Here is a 14,522-nt window from a genome sequence, read left to right on the forward strand (position 1 = left end):
TAATCTCTGTTCATGGGTACATGGAGTGGGGAGCCGTTCGGCAATGATGTCGCGGCCGATTTCGCGTGGGAACTCGACGAGCAGAAGCGATGGAACATGGTGCGGGATGCTCTTCGGGAGGCACTGCAAAGCGAGGATCCACTCGATGCCGACACGGCCGCGATTGCGATCGCTGCGGCAGAGGTCGTGGCGCACGGACTGGGGCGGCCAACACAGTCCGATGTGTACACCGAGAGCGTTGAGGGGTTCGTCAGCCGTGCGCGCAAGCCGTCTGGCCGCCTCGTGAAAGACGCAGAACGCGCCGTTACCGTTGCCGCCTCCGCCGATAGCGAGCTCGCCGAACTTTGGGCAGAGAGCGACGCGCAGGAGTGGCACGACTCGAATGAGCGTCTTCTCTCCGCGCTCATGGGCCGTTAGTCACCGCTTCGGCTGAGCCTTCACTACTCCGAGATTTCTGACGCCATCCCGGCGACCGTAATGCCGCCATCAGGTGGAATCGTCACCGTCAGGATGCTCGGCCTACCCACGTGCTCACCCTGATGAATGGTGATCCTCGCAGGCGGGCTCACGAGGCCGAAAGCGCGAAGATACGCGCCGGTGGCAGCCGCGGCTGACCCCGTCGCCGGATCTTCCGTGATGCGACCGACGGGAAAGATGTTCCGGGCCCACACCTCGCCTGCCTCGGGCACGTGCAGCACGGTAATCGTTGCGGGCCACCCCTCGGCGTCCATCAGAGATCGGACCACGTGCGGGTCGAAGGTGAAGTTGTCGAAGACCGCACGATCGGCAATCACGATCGTCGGATGCGGACTACCCGCATTCGGGATGGCGGGAGGCATCCGCTCGTCAAGATCACTCTCGGTGAGCCCGATAGCTTCGAGCACGCGCTGAAGAGATTTTGACGGGAACTTGGCCACAGACGGCGGCACGCTCGTGAACGAGGCGCGAACCCGCGAATCGGCCACCGTCGTCTGGATGACGACATCACCTACCGGCGTGTGAAACGTCACCTCGCCAGGAGCGGTCAGCCCACGTTCGACCATCGCGACAGCCGTGGCTATTGTGGCGTGCCCGCAGAACGGCACTTCGGCGATCGGCGAGAAGTACCGAATCGAAAGCTCTGCACCATCGCGCCCCGAGATGAACGCGGTCTCGGCGTAATCCACGTCAGTCGCGATCTGCTGCATCGCGGCGTCACTGAGAGATTCAGCATCGAACACGATGCCGGCCGGGTTTCCGCCTACGCCGGCGGCCGTGAAAGCCGCGTAGCGAAGTACCGGGGGTCGAGACTCAGACAGAAGAGCCTCAGACTGTTGCGAGCTCGGCGCGGCGGGCGTGCAGCTGATCGAACGTCGCGAATGTCTCGGCGATCGGGTTGCCCGTGAAGTGGCCTACCCAACCGTCGTCGTCGTGGAAGAACCGAATCGAGGTGAACTCGGGAGACGTGCCCATGTCGAACCAGTGCGTGGTGTTCGCCGGCACCGAGACGAGATCTCCCGGCTCGCAGTAAAGCGCGTAGACCTTCTCGTTGACGTGCAGGTAGAAGACGCCGGCGCCCTTTGCGAAGAAACGGTCTTCGTCATCGTCGTGACGGTGCTCCGAAAGGAACTTCGCACGCGACGGGCCTTTCACCTCGTCGTAGTTCTCCTGCGCGGGGGAAAGCCCCACGATGTCAACGAGCGTGTAACCCTCACTCTTCTTGACGGACTCGACCTCGTCTGAGTAGAGCGCGAGGATCTCTTCCAAACTCGCGTCGGCCGAGAAGTCCTTGATCTCCCAGTGCGAGTACCGAGCGCCGAGCTCAGCGAGAGCTGCACCGATCTCCGCGTCATCGATCGTCTCGAGTACGGGAGTCGCGGGGTCGGTTTCGTTCCAGACCGTCAAGAGGGTCATATGAGTTCCTTTCGGGCAAAAGCTCTGCAACGATTCTGTACCTCGTTGTGGCTGCGCGCACGTTGGAATGTCATATGAGCGGCTTCTCCGTAACAATCTGCAACGCATTTTTGGTGCAATGCGACCGAGCGAGATTGACTCTCCCTAGTCCTGTTTGCGCTCAGTCCCGCGAGCACAGGACATCACAGCAACTCGAATGGAATTCGTCATGACTCACCGCCTCACCGCGCGTCGCTGGCTCGGCTTCGGCGCCGCAGCCGCCGCAGCAGCACTCGTGCTTACCGGCTGCGCGCAGCAGAACACATCGGCGGATGCCGCTTCGGCAACCACCGTTCCCGTCGCCGATCTCCACGCTCCTTTCAACGGCGACCCGGTTGAGGTCGCTCTCGTGCAGCAGTCCGGTGCCGGCGACTACTTCACGGCGTGGACCGCTGGCGTCAAAGCGCAGGCCGCTGCCGTCAACATCGACTTGACCGTCACCGATGCGCGCAACGACAACGCCAAGCAGGCATCCGATCTCGAGCAGGCGATCGCGTCGAAGCCCGACGCGATCATCATCGACCACGGGCAGACCGACACTCTCGAGCCCCGCATCCGTGACGCAGTGGACGCCGGAATCCCGGTCATCGTCTATGACCTCGCGCTCGAAGACACCGACGGCGTCATCGTGACGTCGCAATCGGACGCCTCTATGGCTTCCGGCGTGCTCGACCAGCTCATTGCCGATGTGGGAGAGGGTGCCAACGTCGGGCTCGTCAGCGCCGAGGGCTTCGCGCCACTCGATCGCCGTAAGGCCGTTTGGGACGAGTACGTCACCGACAACGACCTCAACGAGCAGTTCTTCGTCGGCGAGGTCACCGAATCGACAGCGACCGACAACATCCCGTTGGTCGATGCTGCTCTGAAGCAGTACCCCGACACGCAGGCGATCTTCGCTCCGTACGACGAGATCACGAAGGGTGTCGTGCAGGCGGTCATCCAGAACAACCTGCAGGACTCCGTCAAGGTCTACGGCATCGATATCTCAAACGCCGACATCGAGGTCATGATCGCCGATGGCAGCCCCTGGGTTGCCACCAGCGCAACCGACCCCGCCGCAATCGGTGCCGCTGTCGTCCGCGCTCTCGCGCTGTCGCTCGCGGGCGAACTCGACGAGACCGAAGTGCAGTTCCCGGCCATCACGATCACGCAGGACTTCCTGCTCGAGAACGACATCACCAACGTGTCGCAGCTGCGCGATGCCGAACCGTCGCTGCTGCTCGACGATGTCGTCGTCGCCGATTGGCTGCCCGCAGTATCGTCGTGAGCATGCTTTCGAACGTCGCTGAGGCGAATGACCACCCGGTCGTTCGCCTCAGCGACGTTGGCGTGCGGTTCGGCTCGAACCGCGTGCTCGAAGACATCTCTCTTGACCTGCACCGCGGGTCAATCACAGCGCTACTCGGAACCAACGGTGCCGGTAAGTCGACTCTCATCGGAGCGCTGTCTGGTGCAAACCCGCACTACACCGGCGATATCGCCGTGGGCACGTCTGCGGAAGGCACAGCGGCGGGAATCGCCGCAGAACGCATCTCAAGTCCCGCTCACGCCCGCCGCGCCGGAATCGAGACTGTGCATCAGCGGATCTCGGACGGCATCGTTTCGGGGCTTTCCGTGGCCGACAATCTCGTCCTCACCGACCTTTCAACCGGTGGGCACCGGCTCGCCCGTCGTCGCGAGACAGAGAAGGCGGCGCGTTCAGCGCTCGCTCGTTTGAGTCTCGACTGGTCGGACGAAGTGCTGCGAGCGGATGCCGCACGCCTCGGCACGTCGGATGCGCAACTGCTGATTCTCGCTCGGGCACTTCGCCAGTCGCCGAGCGTACTGATTCTCGACGAGCCGACCTCAGCTCTCACAGCCGCCGAAGCCGATCGTCTGTTCGACGTGCTCCGCACACTTCGCGAAGAGGGCCTCGCGATCCTGTTCGTCAGCCATCGCTTCGGTGAAATCGAACGACTTGCCGACCGAATCGTCGTGCTGCGTGACGGATCGCTCGCTCTCGACGCACCACGACCGTTTGACTGGCAGGCAGCGCTTGCCGCGATGCTCGGTGTGCCCGCGGAGCTTCAACAACACATCGAGAACCCTTTGCCTCAGGGCATCGCGGTGCTGCACATCGACGGTGCACAACTCGTTGCGGGAGCGTCTCCGATATCGCTGACAGTGCACGCGGGGCAGGTCACCGGCATCCTGGGTCTTCTTGGCGCTGGCAAGAGCGAGCTCGCCGAAACCATCGCGGGGGTTCGTCCGGCCAACGGTGCGTCGATGACTCTCGACGCCGAGCACTTCGCCCCGAAAACTCCCGGTCACGCGATTGCCAAGGGGGTCGTGCTCGTTCCCGAAGATCGCCAACGTGACGGCATTCAGCCAGGCTGGTCCATTGCGCGTACAGTGGGGCTTCCTGTGCTCGAGTCGGTCGCAAATCGACTGGGAGTTGTGCGCACGAGCCGCGAGCGCGAATTGGGAAGCGAAGTGATCGACGGATTCGGAGTTATCGCGACGTCGGTCGATACGTCGCTCGATGACCTCTCGGGCGGCAACCAACAGAAGGTCATCGTGGGGCGTTGGCTCCGCACATCGCCGCGGCTCGCTGTGCTCGACGAGCCCTTCCGTGGCGTCGACATCGGCGCTCGCCGCACGATCGGCGAGGCTGCCCGCCGCCAAGCCGAAACCGGCGCTGGCGTTGTCGTACTTTCGAGCGACGTCGACGAAATTCTCGACGTCGCCGACCGCATCATTGTTCTCGTAGCGGGGCGCATCGCCCTCGACACTCCCGCTGGAGTCCTCAGCCGCGCCGACATCGTCAACGCGCTGCTCGATGATTCTGGTCACAGCAAGGAGACCGCATGACCACTCTGACGGTCGTATCTTCCCGCCCCGTGGGCGAGCGCGTGCTCGACGGCGTAGCCAAGTGGGGCTTCGTCGCCGTAACGGTGGCGTTGATCGCCTTCTTCATGATCACCGAGCCGAACTTTCGCACCGTCGACAACGTCTTCGGAATGCTGAAGTACATCGCGCCCGTGGGAATCGCGGGCCTCGGCGTCACGCTCGCCATGACTGTCGGTGGACTTGACCTCTCGGTGGGCGCGAACGCGGGGTTCGCGGTGTCGATTGCGGCATGGACCCTCGTCATTGCGGGTCAAGTCGGCGGTGTCGCCGTGGGAGTGGTTCTTCTCTCGGGCGCTCTCATCGGTGCGCTCAACGCGGCGCTCATCGTGTTCGCTCGCATCCCCGACCTCCTCGCCACCCTCGCCGTGATGTTCACGGTCGTAGGGCTGAAGCTCATCATCGTCGACGGCAAATCGATCTCGTCGCAGATGACGCTGGCCGACGGCACCACAGCGCCCGGCCGATTCACGGCGGACTTTTTGTGGTTCGACAGAGGCACGATCGGCCCCGTCTCGGTGCCGGTCATCCTCTTCCTCGCGCTCACGGCGCTCGTCTGGTTCATCCTCGATCGCACACGGTGGGGCCGGGCACTTTCGGCTGTCGGGTCAAACCCGCACGCCGCGCGTCTCGCCGGCATCAAGGTGCGCGCGTATCGGGCTGCCGCCTACATCGGGTGTGGCATCCTCGCTTCGATTGCCGGACTACTCCTCGCTGCCCGCATCGGGCAGGGAGATGTTTCGGCCGGAAATTCGCTACTGCTCGACGCCGTGGCTGTTGCCCTCGTCGGGGTTTCGGTTCTCGGCATCGGTCGCCCAAACGCGTGGGGTACGGCGCTCGGCGCCGTGCTGATTGCGGTCATGGTCACCGGTTTCTCGATGATGGGTCTGCCGTACTACATTCAGGATTTCGGTAAGGGAATCGTTCTGCTCGTCGCGCTGCTGTTCAGCTTCACGTTCCGACGCCGAGCGACAACGATCACCGCGGGGAGCACGACAGCAACATGAGCACTGAGCAACTCACGGTAGACACCGTTCCGGAATATTTGCGGCAGCACCGGGAGCTGACTGGTCCGGTCGATCCCGAATCGATCGCGTCGGTGACCGAGGTCGGCGACGGAAACCTCAACCTCGTGTTCATCGTGCGTGACGCGTCTGGCGCTGGCGTCGTCGTGAAGCAATCGTTGCCACACGTGCGCGTTGATCCGTCGTGGCCCCTCACCCGAGCCCGTACCAAGCGGGAAGCTGTTGTGCTTGCGGCCCACGAAGCCGTCGACCCCTCGCATGTGCCGGCGCTTTACGGGTTCGACGAGGCATCCGTTGCTCTTTCGATTGAAGATCTCAGCGACCACGCCGTGTGGCGATCGGAACTCAACGCTGGCCGCATGCACCCGTACGCGGCAGCGCAGCTTGGCACCTACGTCGGCGCCGTGAGCTTTGCCACGAGCGTGTTCGGCACTGGCGGCCCGGAGCGTCGTCGATTGGTTGCGGAAGCGGCGAACCCCGAGCTCAGCGAAATCACCGAAGATCTCGTTTTCACCGAGCCCTACGTTGATCATGAGCACAACGGGTGGCTTGCAGCCAATGACATCGATGTGCAAGAACTCCGTGCCGACCGTGCTTTCGTGCGAGAAATCGGCCTCGCAAAGCTCCGCTTTCAAGAGAGCACACAGAGCCTGCTGCACGGCGACCTTCACACCGGCTCGGTCTTCGTACGCGCCGAAGACGAGTCGGTGCGCGCGTTCGATTCCGAGTTCGGAACGTATGGCCCGACCGGCTTCGACCTTGGCGCGGTGTGGGCAAACCTGATTCTTGCTGCGGCACGGGCCAAAGTCCTTGGTCGCTCGGGAGATGCGGCCACACTCCTCGAACTTCCGGTCGAACTCGTCGCGGCATTCGAAGCCGAGTTCGTGCGGCGGTGGCCTGAGCGCGTTGACCCCCGCGTATACGGCGACGACGTGCGTGAGTATGTGCTTGAGAGCATCCGCTCGGATGCCGCGATCTACGCCGCCGCCAAAACCGTCCGCCGTCTCGTCGGCTTTTCAAAGGTCGCCGACATCGAGACGCTCCCCGAGCCCGAGCGCGCTGAGGCGGTACGCCTAGCCCTTCGCTCCGCTCGCGCCATCGGAGTCGCTCGCCTCACCGACGCGTCAACGCGGGCCCTCAGCGACCTGACCAAAAGTGTGATCATCGGCTGAGAGCCCGCGTGTCGCGGTTAGCGGCGTTCGGCTTGCGGTTCGCGCTCCGACTCGATGTTCGGAGCAACCATCGCGCCCGCTTCGGCTGCGGCGAGCTCGGCTTCGGCAGCCAGCGCCGCTTCGTCGTCTGCGGCCTCTTGGATTGCCGACTTGGCTCGCAGCGGCGGTGCCCGGAAGAACAGGGCCAGTACGAGAGCGAGCAGCACGACGCCCAACGCGAGCCAGTAGATCGTGACGGTGGACGCGTTGAATCCGACGAGGAACGGCTTCGCCAGTCGTGCGTCAGCACCGTTCAAGAACGACGTGTCGTCGAGGGTGCTGCCACCGATAGAAGACTCTTCACCCGAGCCCGAGAACTGCTCTTCGACCGTGGGAACAACCGAATCCACAAAGGCGCTGCGGTCGTCGGCGTTCGAGAAGTCGAGTGTCACAGTTCCGTCAGCGGCTACCTGCGCCACCGGAATCTGGGCTTCGATCTCGGTTGCGGCGGCAGTCGTTGCTGCTGCCACAGCAGCAGTCGTCGCGGCGGCCTGGCCGACGGCCGGGATTGTTCCCGCAGCGACCTGATCAGCGACAGCCTGGGTTGCGGCATCCTGCGCTTTTGTAATGCTCGACTCGATCTGCTTCGTCGTGGCATCAGTGATACTCGTCGTGATCGGGGTGTAGATCTGCGACATGATCGCGGCATTCGCCGGTGCCGACGCCACTGCGGGATCAAGCGCTGCGTCGAGAGCCGAGGTGAGCGTCGCTTCATCTGAGAGCGAGGTCTGCACGTTGCCCGGCAGCACCGTGAAAAGAAGCGAGAGCAGAATTGCCGTACCGAGCGTGCCACCGATCTGGCGGAAGAACGTCGATGCGCTGGTGGCAACTCCCATGTCGCGGGCGTTGACCGAGTTCTGGCTCGCGATCGTCAGCGTTTGCATGAGCTGGCCGAGACCGAGACCGATGAGCAGCATGGCGCCGGCGATGAACCAGTACGAGCCGTCGTAGGTCATTCTCGTCAGCATCAGATAGCCACCCGCCATGAAGGCTGTGCCCACGAGCGGGAAGATTCGGTAGCGCCCGGTGCGAGAGATGATCTGGCCACTCACGATCGATGCGATCATGAGCCCGAGAATCATCGGCAGCAGCTGGATGCCGCTTTCTGTCGGCGTCGCGCCCGTCACGAGCTGAAGGTAGAGCGGCAGCGTGAGCATTGCGCCGAACATTCCGAAACCGACGAAGACACCGATGATGGTGGCCATCGAGAAGGTGGCGGAACGGAAGAGCTTCAGCGGGATGAGGGCATCATCTTTCATGAGCGTTTCCGTCACGACGAACGCGATCAAACCGAGAACGCCGATGACGTAGCAGGCGATGGCGAGGGGCGAACCCCACCCCCATTCGCGTCCCTGCTCGGCAACAAGCAAGAGGGGGACGAGGGCGACGATGACGGTTGCGGCGCCCCACCAGTCGATACGCACGCTGCGCTTTGCGCCGCGCGGAATGTGCAAGAAGCGCCAAACGATCGCGAGAGCTGCGAGCCCGATCGGCACATTGATGAGGAAGACCCAGCGCCACCCGGCGATCCACAGAATCTGGTCAGCACCAGCGAACAGTCCGCCGACGAGCGGGCCGATAACACTGGAAATACCGAAGACGGCGAGGAAGTAGCCCTGGTATTTCGCGCGCTCGCGGGGGGCGAGAATGTCGCCCATGATCGCGAGCGGCATCGACATCAAGCCACCAGCGCCGAGGCCCTGGATCGCGCGGAAGCCCGCGAGCTCGATCATCGAGGTCGAAAAGCTCGCCAGGATCGAGCCGATGATGAAGACGACAATGGCAAAAAGGAAGAGCGGTCGACGCCCGAAGATGTCGGAGAGCTTGCCGTAGAGCAACGTCGAGATCGTCGAGACGATCAAGTATGCGGTCGTCACCCATGCCTGCTGGCTCAGACCGTTGAGATCGTCACCGATCGTGCGGATAGCTGTGCTGACGATCGTCTGATCGAGAGCGGAAAGAAACATGCCAGCCATGAGGCCGAAGATCACGAGCAGGATCATTCGGTGAGTCATGACGGCCTGTGCCGCGGGCGCGGGCACAGTACTGGAGGTGGTGGTTGACATCGGTCCTCGAAAGGTTCAGGGGCAGGACCATGACGAGTGAAAGCGCCGTCGCAGCCGATCTCGTTGTCCTAAGTCAACTATCTTAGAGGTAAATCAAAAACGTGGGGGAGCGCTCTGGTTAACGAGTTGCGACGGCGAACCGCACGAGCCACTCCGCGATTTCAAGGTGGCGGCGAGCTTCGGCGGCATCTGCGCCCCACGCGTACATGCCGTGGTTCGCGACGATAAGGGCAGGAACCTCGGGAACCGCATCTGTCGCGGGGACGTAGACCCTGTCGAAGCGATCGGCTTCGACAGCCATGTCCTGGTCGTTTTCGATCACCGGAATCCACACGGTTTCGTTGTGCGCACTGTGGCCGATGCCCTTCAGCATCTCCATATCGCGCAGCTCGACTCCACCGGGCCACCGGTGGCCCGCAATCACGGCATCGAACGCGTGTACGTGGAACACGGCACCGGCTCCCGTGCGTGCGGCAATGTGAGCGTGAAGCCCCGCCTCGGCTGATGGTGCGCGCGGATCGTCGTCATCGATCCCGACGCCCTCGCCGTCGATCAGCACGATGTCGGCGTCGGTGAGTTCGGACTTATCGAGGCCCGAAGCCGTCACTGCGAGAACGAGAGGTTCGCGCTCGAGTACGAGCGAGAGGTTGCCTGAGGTGCCGCGCATCCACCCGTAACTCGAGAATCGGGCAGCTTCGGCGGCGAGCGTCGCACCGGCTTCGCGGATCCGCACCGTTTCGAGAGCGCTCATGCTGTGAGCTCGATCTCATCGAACGACGAAACCGCGGGCGCTGCAAAATCGGCCCCTGACCATGGTTCGCCAGCGCGATCGAGCGCGACGACCTGCCACCCGGCGGCGAGTGCGGCGGTCACCTCTTCTGGGTGGTCGGTCAAAAAGAGCAGGCGCTCGGGGTGAGTCTGGAGCGCCGTCGCGATCTTCTCGTACGACGCGGGACTCTTCTTCGGTCCGGCGTTGACAGTGTCGAACCAGTCCTCGATGAGAGGGGAAAGATCTCCCTGGGGTGCATGGCGAAACCATGGCTGCTGCGACGCGATTGAACCCGACGAGTACACAGCGATGCGCGTGCCCGTCGCGTGCCATGAGTGCAGCTGAGGCGGTACGTCATCGAAGAAGTGAGATGTGATGGCGCCCGCGGCAAATCCTTCGGCCCAGATGATTCCTTGCAGTGTCTTCAGCGGCGTGGATTTCACATCGGATGCCATGAGCTCCCGCAGGGCGTCGGCTATTGCGGCATCCAACGCATCTTCTTCGAGCTCGGTTTCGGCGATCGCCTGGGCGCGTGCCGCTTTCACTGTGTCGTTCGTTTCAGCGCGCGACAGCACCTCTTCGAGGCGGGGGCGTGCGTAATCGTAGAGATCGCCGAGTATGAAACCGGCGGCACTCGTTGTTCCTTCGAGATCGACGACGACGACGTCGGCTGAGACGGTGACGGGAGAGGTCATGGGGTCCTAACGGCGTGGCCCCGGCGCTGCGTACGCGTCGGGGTCGGTGGCGAAATGATCGGCAACGCGAGTGGGGTCAAAAACCCCGTGCGACGTCGCGATCTTTGTGACGAGATGCGCGGGAGTGAGGTCGAATGCGGGGTACCAGGCATCCGTGACGAGTGGGCTCGCCGTGCGCTGGCCGAGCACTTCGAGAACTTCGGTCGGATCGCGAACCTCGATGACAATGTCGGCGCCCGTTGGCGCGTGCGGATCGGGAGCCTCGACGAGCGCGTAATACGGAACGTTGCAGGCCTTCGCTGCGGCAGCGATACCGAGGGTTCCGACCTTGTTGACGACGCAGCCATCCATCGACACGCGGTCGGCTGCGGTGAGAACGGCATCGATGGGCCCGAATCCGACCCCTTGCTGCGACGACAGCGCCGCGGCGGCCATGCTGTCGGTAATCAGCGTGACTTTTTGGCCAAGTTCGCGCAGTGAGTGCGCGGTGAGGCGTGCGCCCTGAAGGTACGGTCGCGTCTCAGTGGCGACCCACTCGATGGTGCGGCCCTGCTCGCGAGCCGCTGCGATGACACCGAACAGGTAGGCATCCATCCAGCAGTGAGTGAGAACGCGAGGGTTTTCGGGTAGTTGCGAAAGCACAGCGCGGCCGAGGCGAAGGCTCGCTTCGCGGTAGTCGCGTGCGACGGCATCCGCTTCGGCGATAACGACGTCGACGATCTCAGACGTGGATGTAGCCCCCGCGGATGCCGCGAGAATGCGCTCAACGGCATCGCGGGGGTGCGCATTCGTTGGGCGGGCGGTAGCGAGTGCGTGTCCGGCAGCGGCAAGATTCGCCTGGGCCTGCGGCAGATCGAGCGCGCGCGACTGCGAAGCGGCGAGAGCCATGCCCGCGCACGCGGCAAACAGTGGGCCTGAACTCTGTGTCACCATGTCGCGGATCGCCGCGGCGACGTCATTTGGCGTGTGGGCGATCAACCAGTCGACTTCGGCGGGAAATGTTCGACGGTCGAGGATGCGCACGGCATCCCCGTCGAAGATGACGGAGTTTTCGAGAGTTGCGGTGTTCTCGATGGTTGCGGCAGAGGCAGTCACGAACGCTCCTTTCGGGCCCGTTCATTCTCCCACGCTGCGCCGTGCGTGCTGCGCTATACAACGTTGTAGGGTGAGCGCGGCGGAGGAGGTGCCCATGTCGACGACGCTGCACGACGTTGCGCGCTTGGCCGGCGTCTCGATCAAAACCGTCTCGAACGTCATCAATAGCTATCCGCATATTCGCCCGGCGACCCGCGAAAGGGTAGAGCGGGCCATCGCTGAGCTTGGCTACACCCCGAACCTCACGGCGCGAAATCTCCGATCGGGTCGCACGGGCGCGATCACTCTGGCGCTCCCATACCTCGGTCTCAGCTATTTCGCTGAGCTCGCAGCGGCGGTGATAGCGGAAGCTGAGAAGCTGAGTCTCGTGGTGCTCGTGGAGCAAACCGGCGGGGACCGCGATCGCGAACTCGATCTGTTGAAAAGCCCACGCCTCAAGCTCACCGATGGTCTGATTTTTAGCCCGCTCGGGATGAGCCAGGATGACATTGACGCGCTCACGGTTTCGTATCCTCTGGTGTTGCTCGGTGAGCGGATTTTCAACGCGCCCGTCGACCACATCACGATGCGCAATATCGATGCCGCTCGTGCCGCGACCGACTACCTCCTTGGCCTTGGGCGTCGCCGGATTGCGGTTGTCGGAGCGCACGAGGGTGAGGTCTTCGGCTCCGCAGGCCTGCGATTGCGGGGGTATCGAGAAGCGCTTGAGCGTGCAGGAATTGCTTACGACCCGAACCTTGTCTCGTACGCCACTCTCTGGCACCGATCGAACGGCGCGCGCAGCATGCGGGAACTCTTGGATCGTGGCATCCCGTTCGATGCTGTCTTCGGGCTCAACGACACGCTCGCTCTCGGCGCGATGCGCGCCTTGCAAGAAGCAGGACGCCGCGTGCCAGATGACATTTTGGTGATGGGTTTCGACAATCTCGATGAGGCCGGCTATTCGATTCCGTCGCTGACGACGGTGGACCCCGGGCAGCCGTGGATTGCACGAACGGCAGTTCAGACACTGCATCGCCGCATCACGGGGCACTCCTCGCTTCCACCCGTCGCTGCGCAGTTCGCGGAGTTCGAGATCGTGGCTCGCGAGTCGGCTCCTGCTGGCTGAAGACCGGTCTTGACAGCGTTACCCCTCGCGGGTGACACTTCTTGCACGTTGTTTTTACAACGTTGTAGAAAACGGCGATGGCGGCGCTTTTGAATGCACGATAGCGCGCCGTGTCGAGAACCAGTGACGATCGATTCGAAAGCGCATCCATGCCATCCGCACACCTGACCGTTGACCCCAACTCCGCAGTCGGAGCCATCCAGCGCCGCCTCTTCGGTGGTTTCGTCGAACACCTTGGACGACACGTCTATGACGGCATCTACGAGCCGGGGCATCCGTCGGCAGACGCTGATGGCTTTCGCACAGATGTGATCGAGCTCGTGAAAGAACTCGGCGTCTCGACCATTCGGTACCCGGGCGGCAACTTCGTGTCGGGATTCCGGTGGGAAGACAGCGTAGGCCCGGTGGCGGAGCGTCCACGTCGGCTCGACCTCGCATGGCACTCGACCGAGACGAACGAAGTGGGCCTGCACGAGTTTTCGTCGTGGCTCGAAAAGGTCGGCAGCGATCTCATGATGGCGGTCAACCTCGGCACTCGCGGCACCCTTGAAGCCCTCGATCTGCTCGAATACTCCAACGTGCCGGCGGGCTCGGCCCTCGCTCAGCGCCGCATCGACAACGGCCGCACCGAGCCGTTTGGAGTGCAGGTATGGTGCCTCGGCAACGAGATGGACGGACCGTGGCAGTTGGGCCACCGAAACGCCGACGACTACGGCAAGCTCGCGGCGCGGACAGCGAAAGGGATGCGGCAGCTCGATCCCTCGATTGAGCTCGTGGTCTGTGGCTCCTCGGGTGCGAGTATGCCGACGTTCGGCGAGTGGGAGCGCGTCGTGCTGACTCATGCCTACGACGACGTCGACATGATCTCTTGCCACGCCTACTACCAAGAGCACGATGGTGATCTCGACAGCTTTCTCGCGTCTGCCGTCGACATGGACGGCTTCATCGAGAAGGTCGTCGCGACGGCCGATCACGTGAAAGCTGTGCGCGGGAGCGACAAGCAGATCAATATTTCATTCGACGAATGGAATGTCTGGTACCTCGATCGCTACGAAAACGTCGACAAAGTCGAGGGGATCGGCAACTGGCCCATCGCGCCGCGACTTCTCGAAGACGTGTACTCGGTGGTTGACGCCGTCGTGTTCGGAAACCTCATGATTTCGCTGCTCAAGCACTCCGACCGCGTCGCCAGTGCGTCTCTCGCTCAACTCGTGAACGTGATCGCGCCGATCATGACGGAGCCGGGCGGACCCGCATGGCGCCAGACCACGTTCTTTCCGTTCGCGATCACTTCGCGTTTGGCGCAGGGCGAAGCACTGCAGCTGAAGCTCGACGTGCCGACGCACGACACCAAGCGCTACGGTGCTGTGCCGCTCGTGGATGCTGTCGCCACCCACGACGCGGAAGACGGATCGAGCGCCGTCTTCCTTGTCAACCGCAGTAGCACCGAGAGCATCGATGTGACGGTCGATGTCAGTGCGCTGGGCGACGTGCAGGTACGCGAGTCGCACACGCTCAACGACGACGACGTGTACGCGAAGAACACGTTGGATGCCCCCACTCGTGTCGCTCCTCGACCGAACGAGACAGCCCGTGTGTCGGATGGCACTTTGACGGTAACGCTGCCGCCGGTGTCGTGGACTGCGTTGGCGCTGAGCTAACGGCATCCAAAGCCCCGGCGAAGGGTCGCAACATGCCGTATCCCGCGCCTTGTGGGGCGGCCGGAACGGCGTGT

At 63.2% G+C, this 14,522-nt stretch carries 13 protein-coding genes; 7 read left to right on the forward strand and 6 right to left on the reverse strand.

The features are described from left to right. Positions 1-12 precede the first annotated feature (12 nt). On the forward strand, positions 13-417 hold the full coding sequence (locus G6N83_RS08300) for a DUF4259 domain-containing protein (protein ID WP_165141098.1): 405 nt from the start codon (positions 13-15) through the stop codon (positions 415-417). A 23-nt stretch (positions 418-440) separates the two neighbouring features. Here G6N83_RS08300 and G6N83_RS08305 read toward each other — a convergent pair whose 3' ends face one another. Both G6N83_RS08305 and G6N83_RS08310 read right to left on the reverse strand, forming a co-directional pair. After that, positions 441-1,346 carry a PhzF family phenazine biosynthesis protein gene (locus G6N83_RS08305; RefSeq protein ID WP_311737129.1) on the reverse strand — a complete coding sequence of 302 codons (906 nt, stop codon included), beginning with the start codon at positions 1,344-1,346 and terminating at the stop codon, positions 441-443. Beyond that, complete coding sequence (locus tag G6N83_RS08310; RefSeq protein ID WP_165141100.1) at positions 1,306-1,893, reverse strand: 1,2-dihydroxy-3-keto-5-methylthiopentene dioxygenase; 588 nt, start codon at positions 1,891-1,893, stop codon at positions 1,306-1,308. The genes G6N83_RS08305 and G6N83_RS08310 overlap by 41 nt, the downstream gene beginning before the upstream one ends. A 208-nt stretch (positions 1,894-2,101) precedes the next feature. Here G6N83_RS08310 and G6N83_RS08315 point away from each other — a divergent pair, with 208 nt between their 5' ends. The 4 genes from G6N83_RS08315 to mtnK are packed head-to-tail and all read left to right on the forward strand — an operon-like array spanning position 2,102 to position 7,015. Beyond that, a complete protein-coding gene (locus G6N83_RS08315) occupies positions 2,102-3,199 on the forward strand; it encodes a substrate-binding domain-containing protein (protein ID WP_165141102.1) in 1,098 nt (365 codons plus the stop codon). A gap of 2 nt (positions 3,200-3,201) precedes the next feature. Continuing rightward, positions 3,202-4,782, forward strand: a complete 1,581-nt coding sequence (locus tag G6N83_RS08320) for a sugar ABC transporter ATP-binding protein (protein ID WP_165141104.1) — start codon at positions 3,202-3,204, stop codon at positions 4,780-4,782. Further along, entirely contained in the window at positions 4,779-5,825 is a 1,047-nt protein-coding gene (locus G6N83_RS08325) for an ABC transporter permease (protein WP_165141106.1), read from the forward strand. The genes G6N83_RS08320 and G6N83_RS08325 overlap by 4 nt, the downstream gene beginning before the upstream one ends. Further along, complete coding sequence (gene mtnK / locus G6N83_RS08330; protein WP_165141108.1) at positions 5,822-7,015, forward strand: S-methyl-5-thioribose kinase; 1,194 nt, start codon at positions 5,822-5,824, stop codon at positions 7,013-7,015. Before G6N83_RS08325 ends, mtnK begins: the two co-directional genes overlap by 4 nt. A gap of 17 nt (positions 7,016-7,032) precedes the next feature. On the opposite strand, the gene G6N83_RS08335 is transcribed toward mtnK, so the two are convergent. The 4 genes from G6N83_RS08335 to G6N83_RS08350 all read right to left on the reverse strand — a co-directional run bounded on the left by G6N83_RS08335 (position 7,033) and on the right by G6N83_RS08350 (position 11,679). After that, complete coding sequence (locus G6N83_RS08335; RefSeq protein ID WP_165141110.1) at positions 7,033-9,120, reverse strand: MDR family MFS transporter; 2,088 nt, start codon at positions 9,118-9,120, stop codon at positions 7,033-7,035. A gap of 118 nt (positions 9,121-9,238) precedes the next feature. Then, positions 9,239-9,871: a methylthioribulose 1-phosphate dehydratase gene (gene mtnB / locus G6N83_RS08340; RefSeq protein ID WP_165141112.1), complete on the reverse strand. Its 633-nt coding sequence runs from the start codon at positions 9,869-9,871 to the stop codon at positions 9,239-9,241. After that, positions 9,868-10,584 carry an acireductone synthase gene (gene mtnC / locus G6N83_RS08345; RefSeq protein ID WP_165141114.1) on the reverse strand — a complete coding sequence of 239 codons (717 nt, stop codon included), beginning with the start codon at positions 10,582-10,584 and terminating at the stop codon, positions 9,868-9,870. Before mtnC ends, mtnB begins: the two co-directional genes overlap by 4 nt. A gap of 6 nt (positions 10,585-10,590) precedes the next feature. Then, positions 10,591-11,679 carry an S-methyl-5-thioribose-1-phosphate isomerase gene (locus G6N83_RS08350; protein ID WP_206535799.1) on the reverse strand — a complete coding sequence of 363 codons (1,089 nt, stop codon included), beginning with the start codon at positions 11,677-11,679 and terminating at the stop codon, positions 10,591-10,593. 94 nt (positions 11,680-11,773) lie between these two features. Between G6N83_RS08350 and G6N83_RS08355 the strand changes: the two genes are divergently transcribed. Next, positions 11,774-12,787 (forward strand): LacI family DNA-binding transcriptional regulator, encoded by a 1,014-nt coding sequence (locus G6N83_RS08355; RefSeq protein ID WP_165141116.1) that lies wholly within the window; start codon positions 11,774-11,776, stop codon positions 12,785-12,787. A gap of 149 nt (positions 12,788-12,936) precedes the next feature. Then, positions 12,937-14,448 (forward strand): arabinosylfuranosidase ArfA, encoded by a 1,512-nt coding sequence (gene arfA, locus G6N83_RS08360; protein WP_165141118.1) that lies wholly within the window; start codon positions 12,937-12,939, stop codon positions 14,446-14,448. Positions 14,449-14,522 lie beyond the last annotated feature (74 nt).

Origin of the sequence: Microbacterium endophyticum (genome assembly GCF_011047135.1) — a bacterium.
GTDB classification, from domain to species: domain Bacteria; phylum Actinomycetota; class Actinomycetes; order Actinomycetales; family Microbacteriaceae; genus Microbacterium; species Microbacterium endophyticum.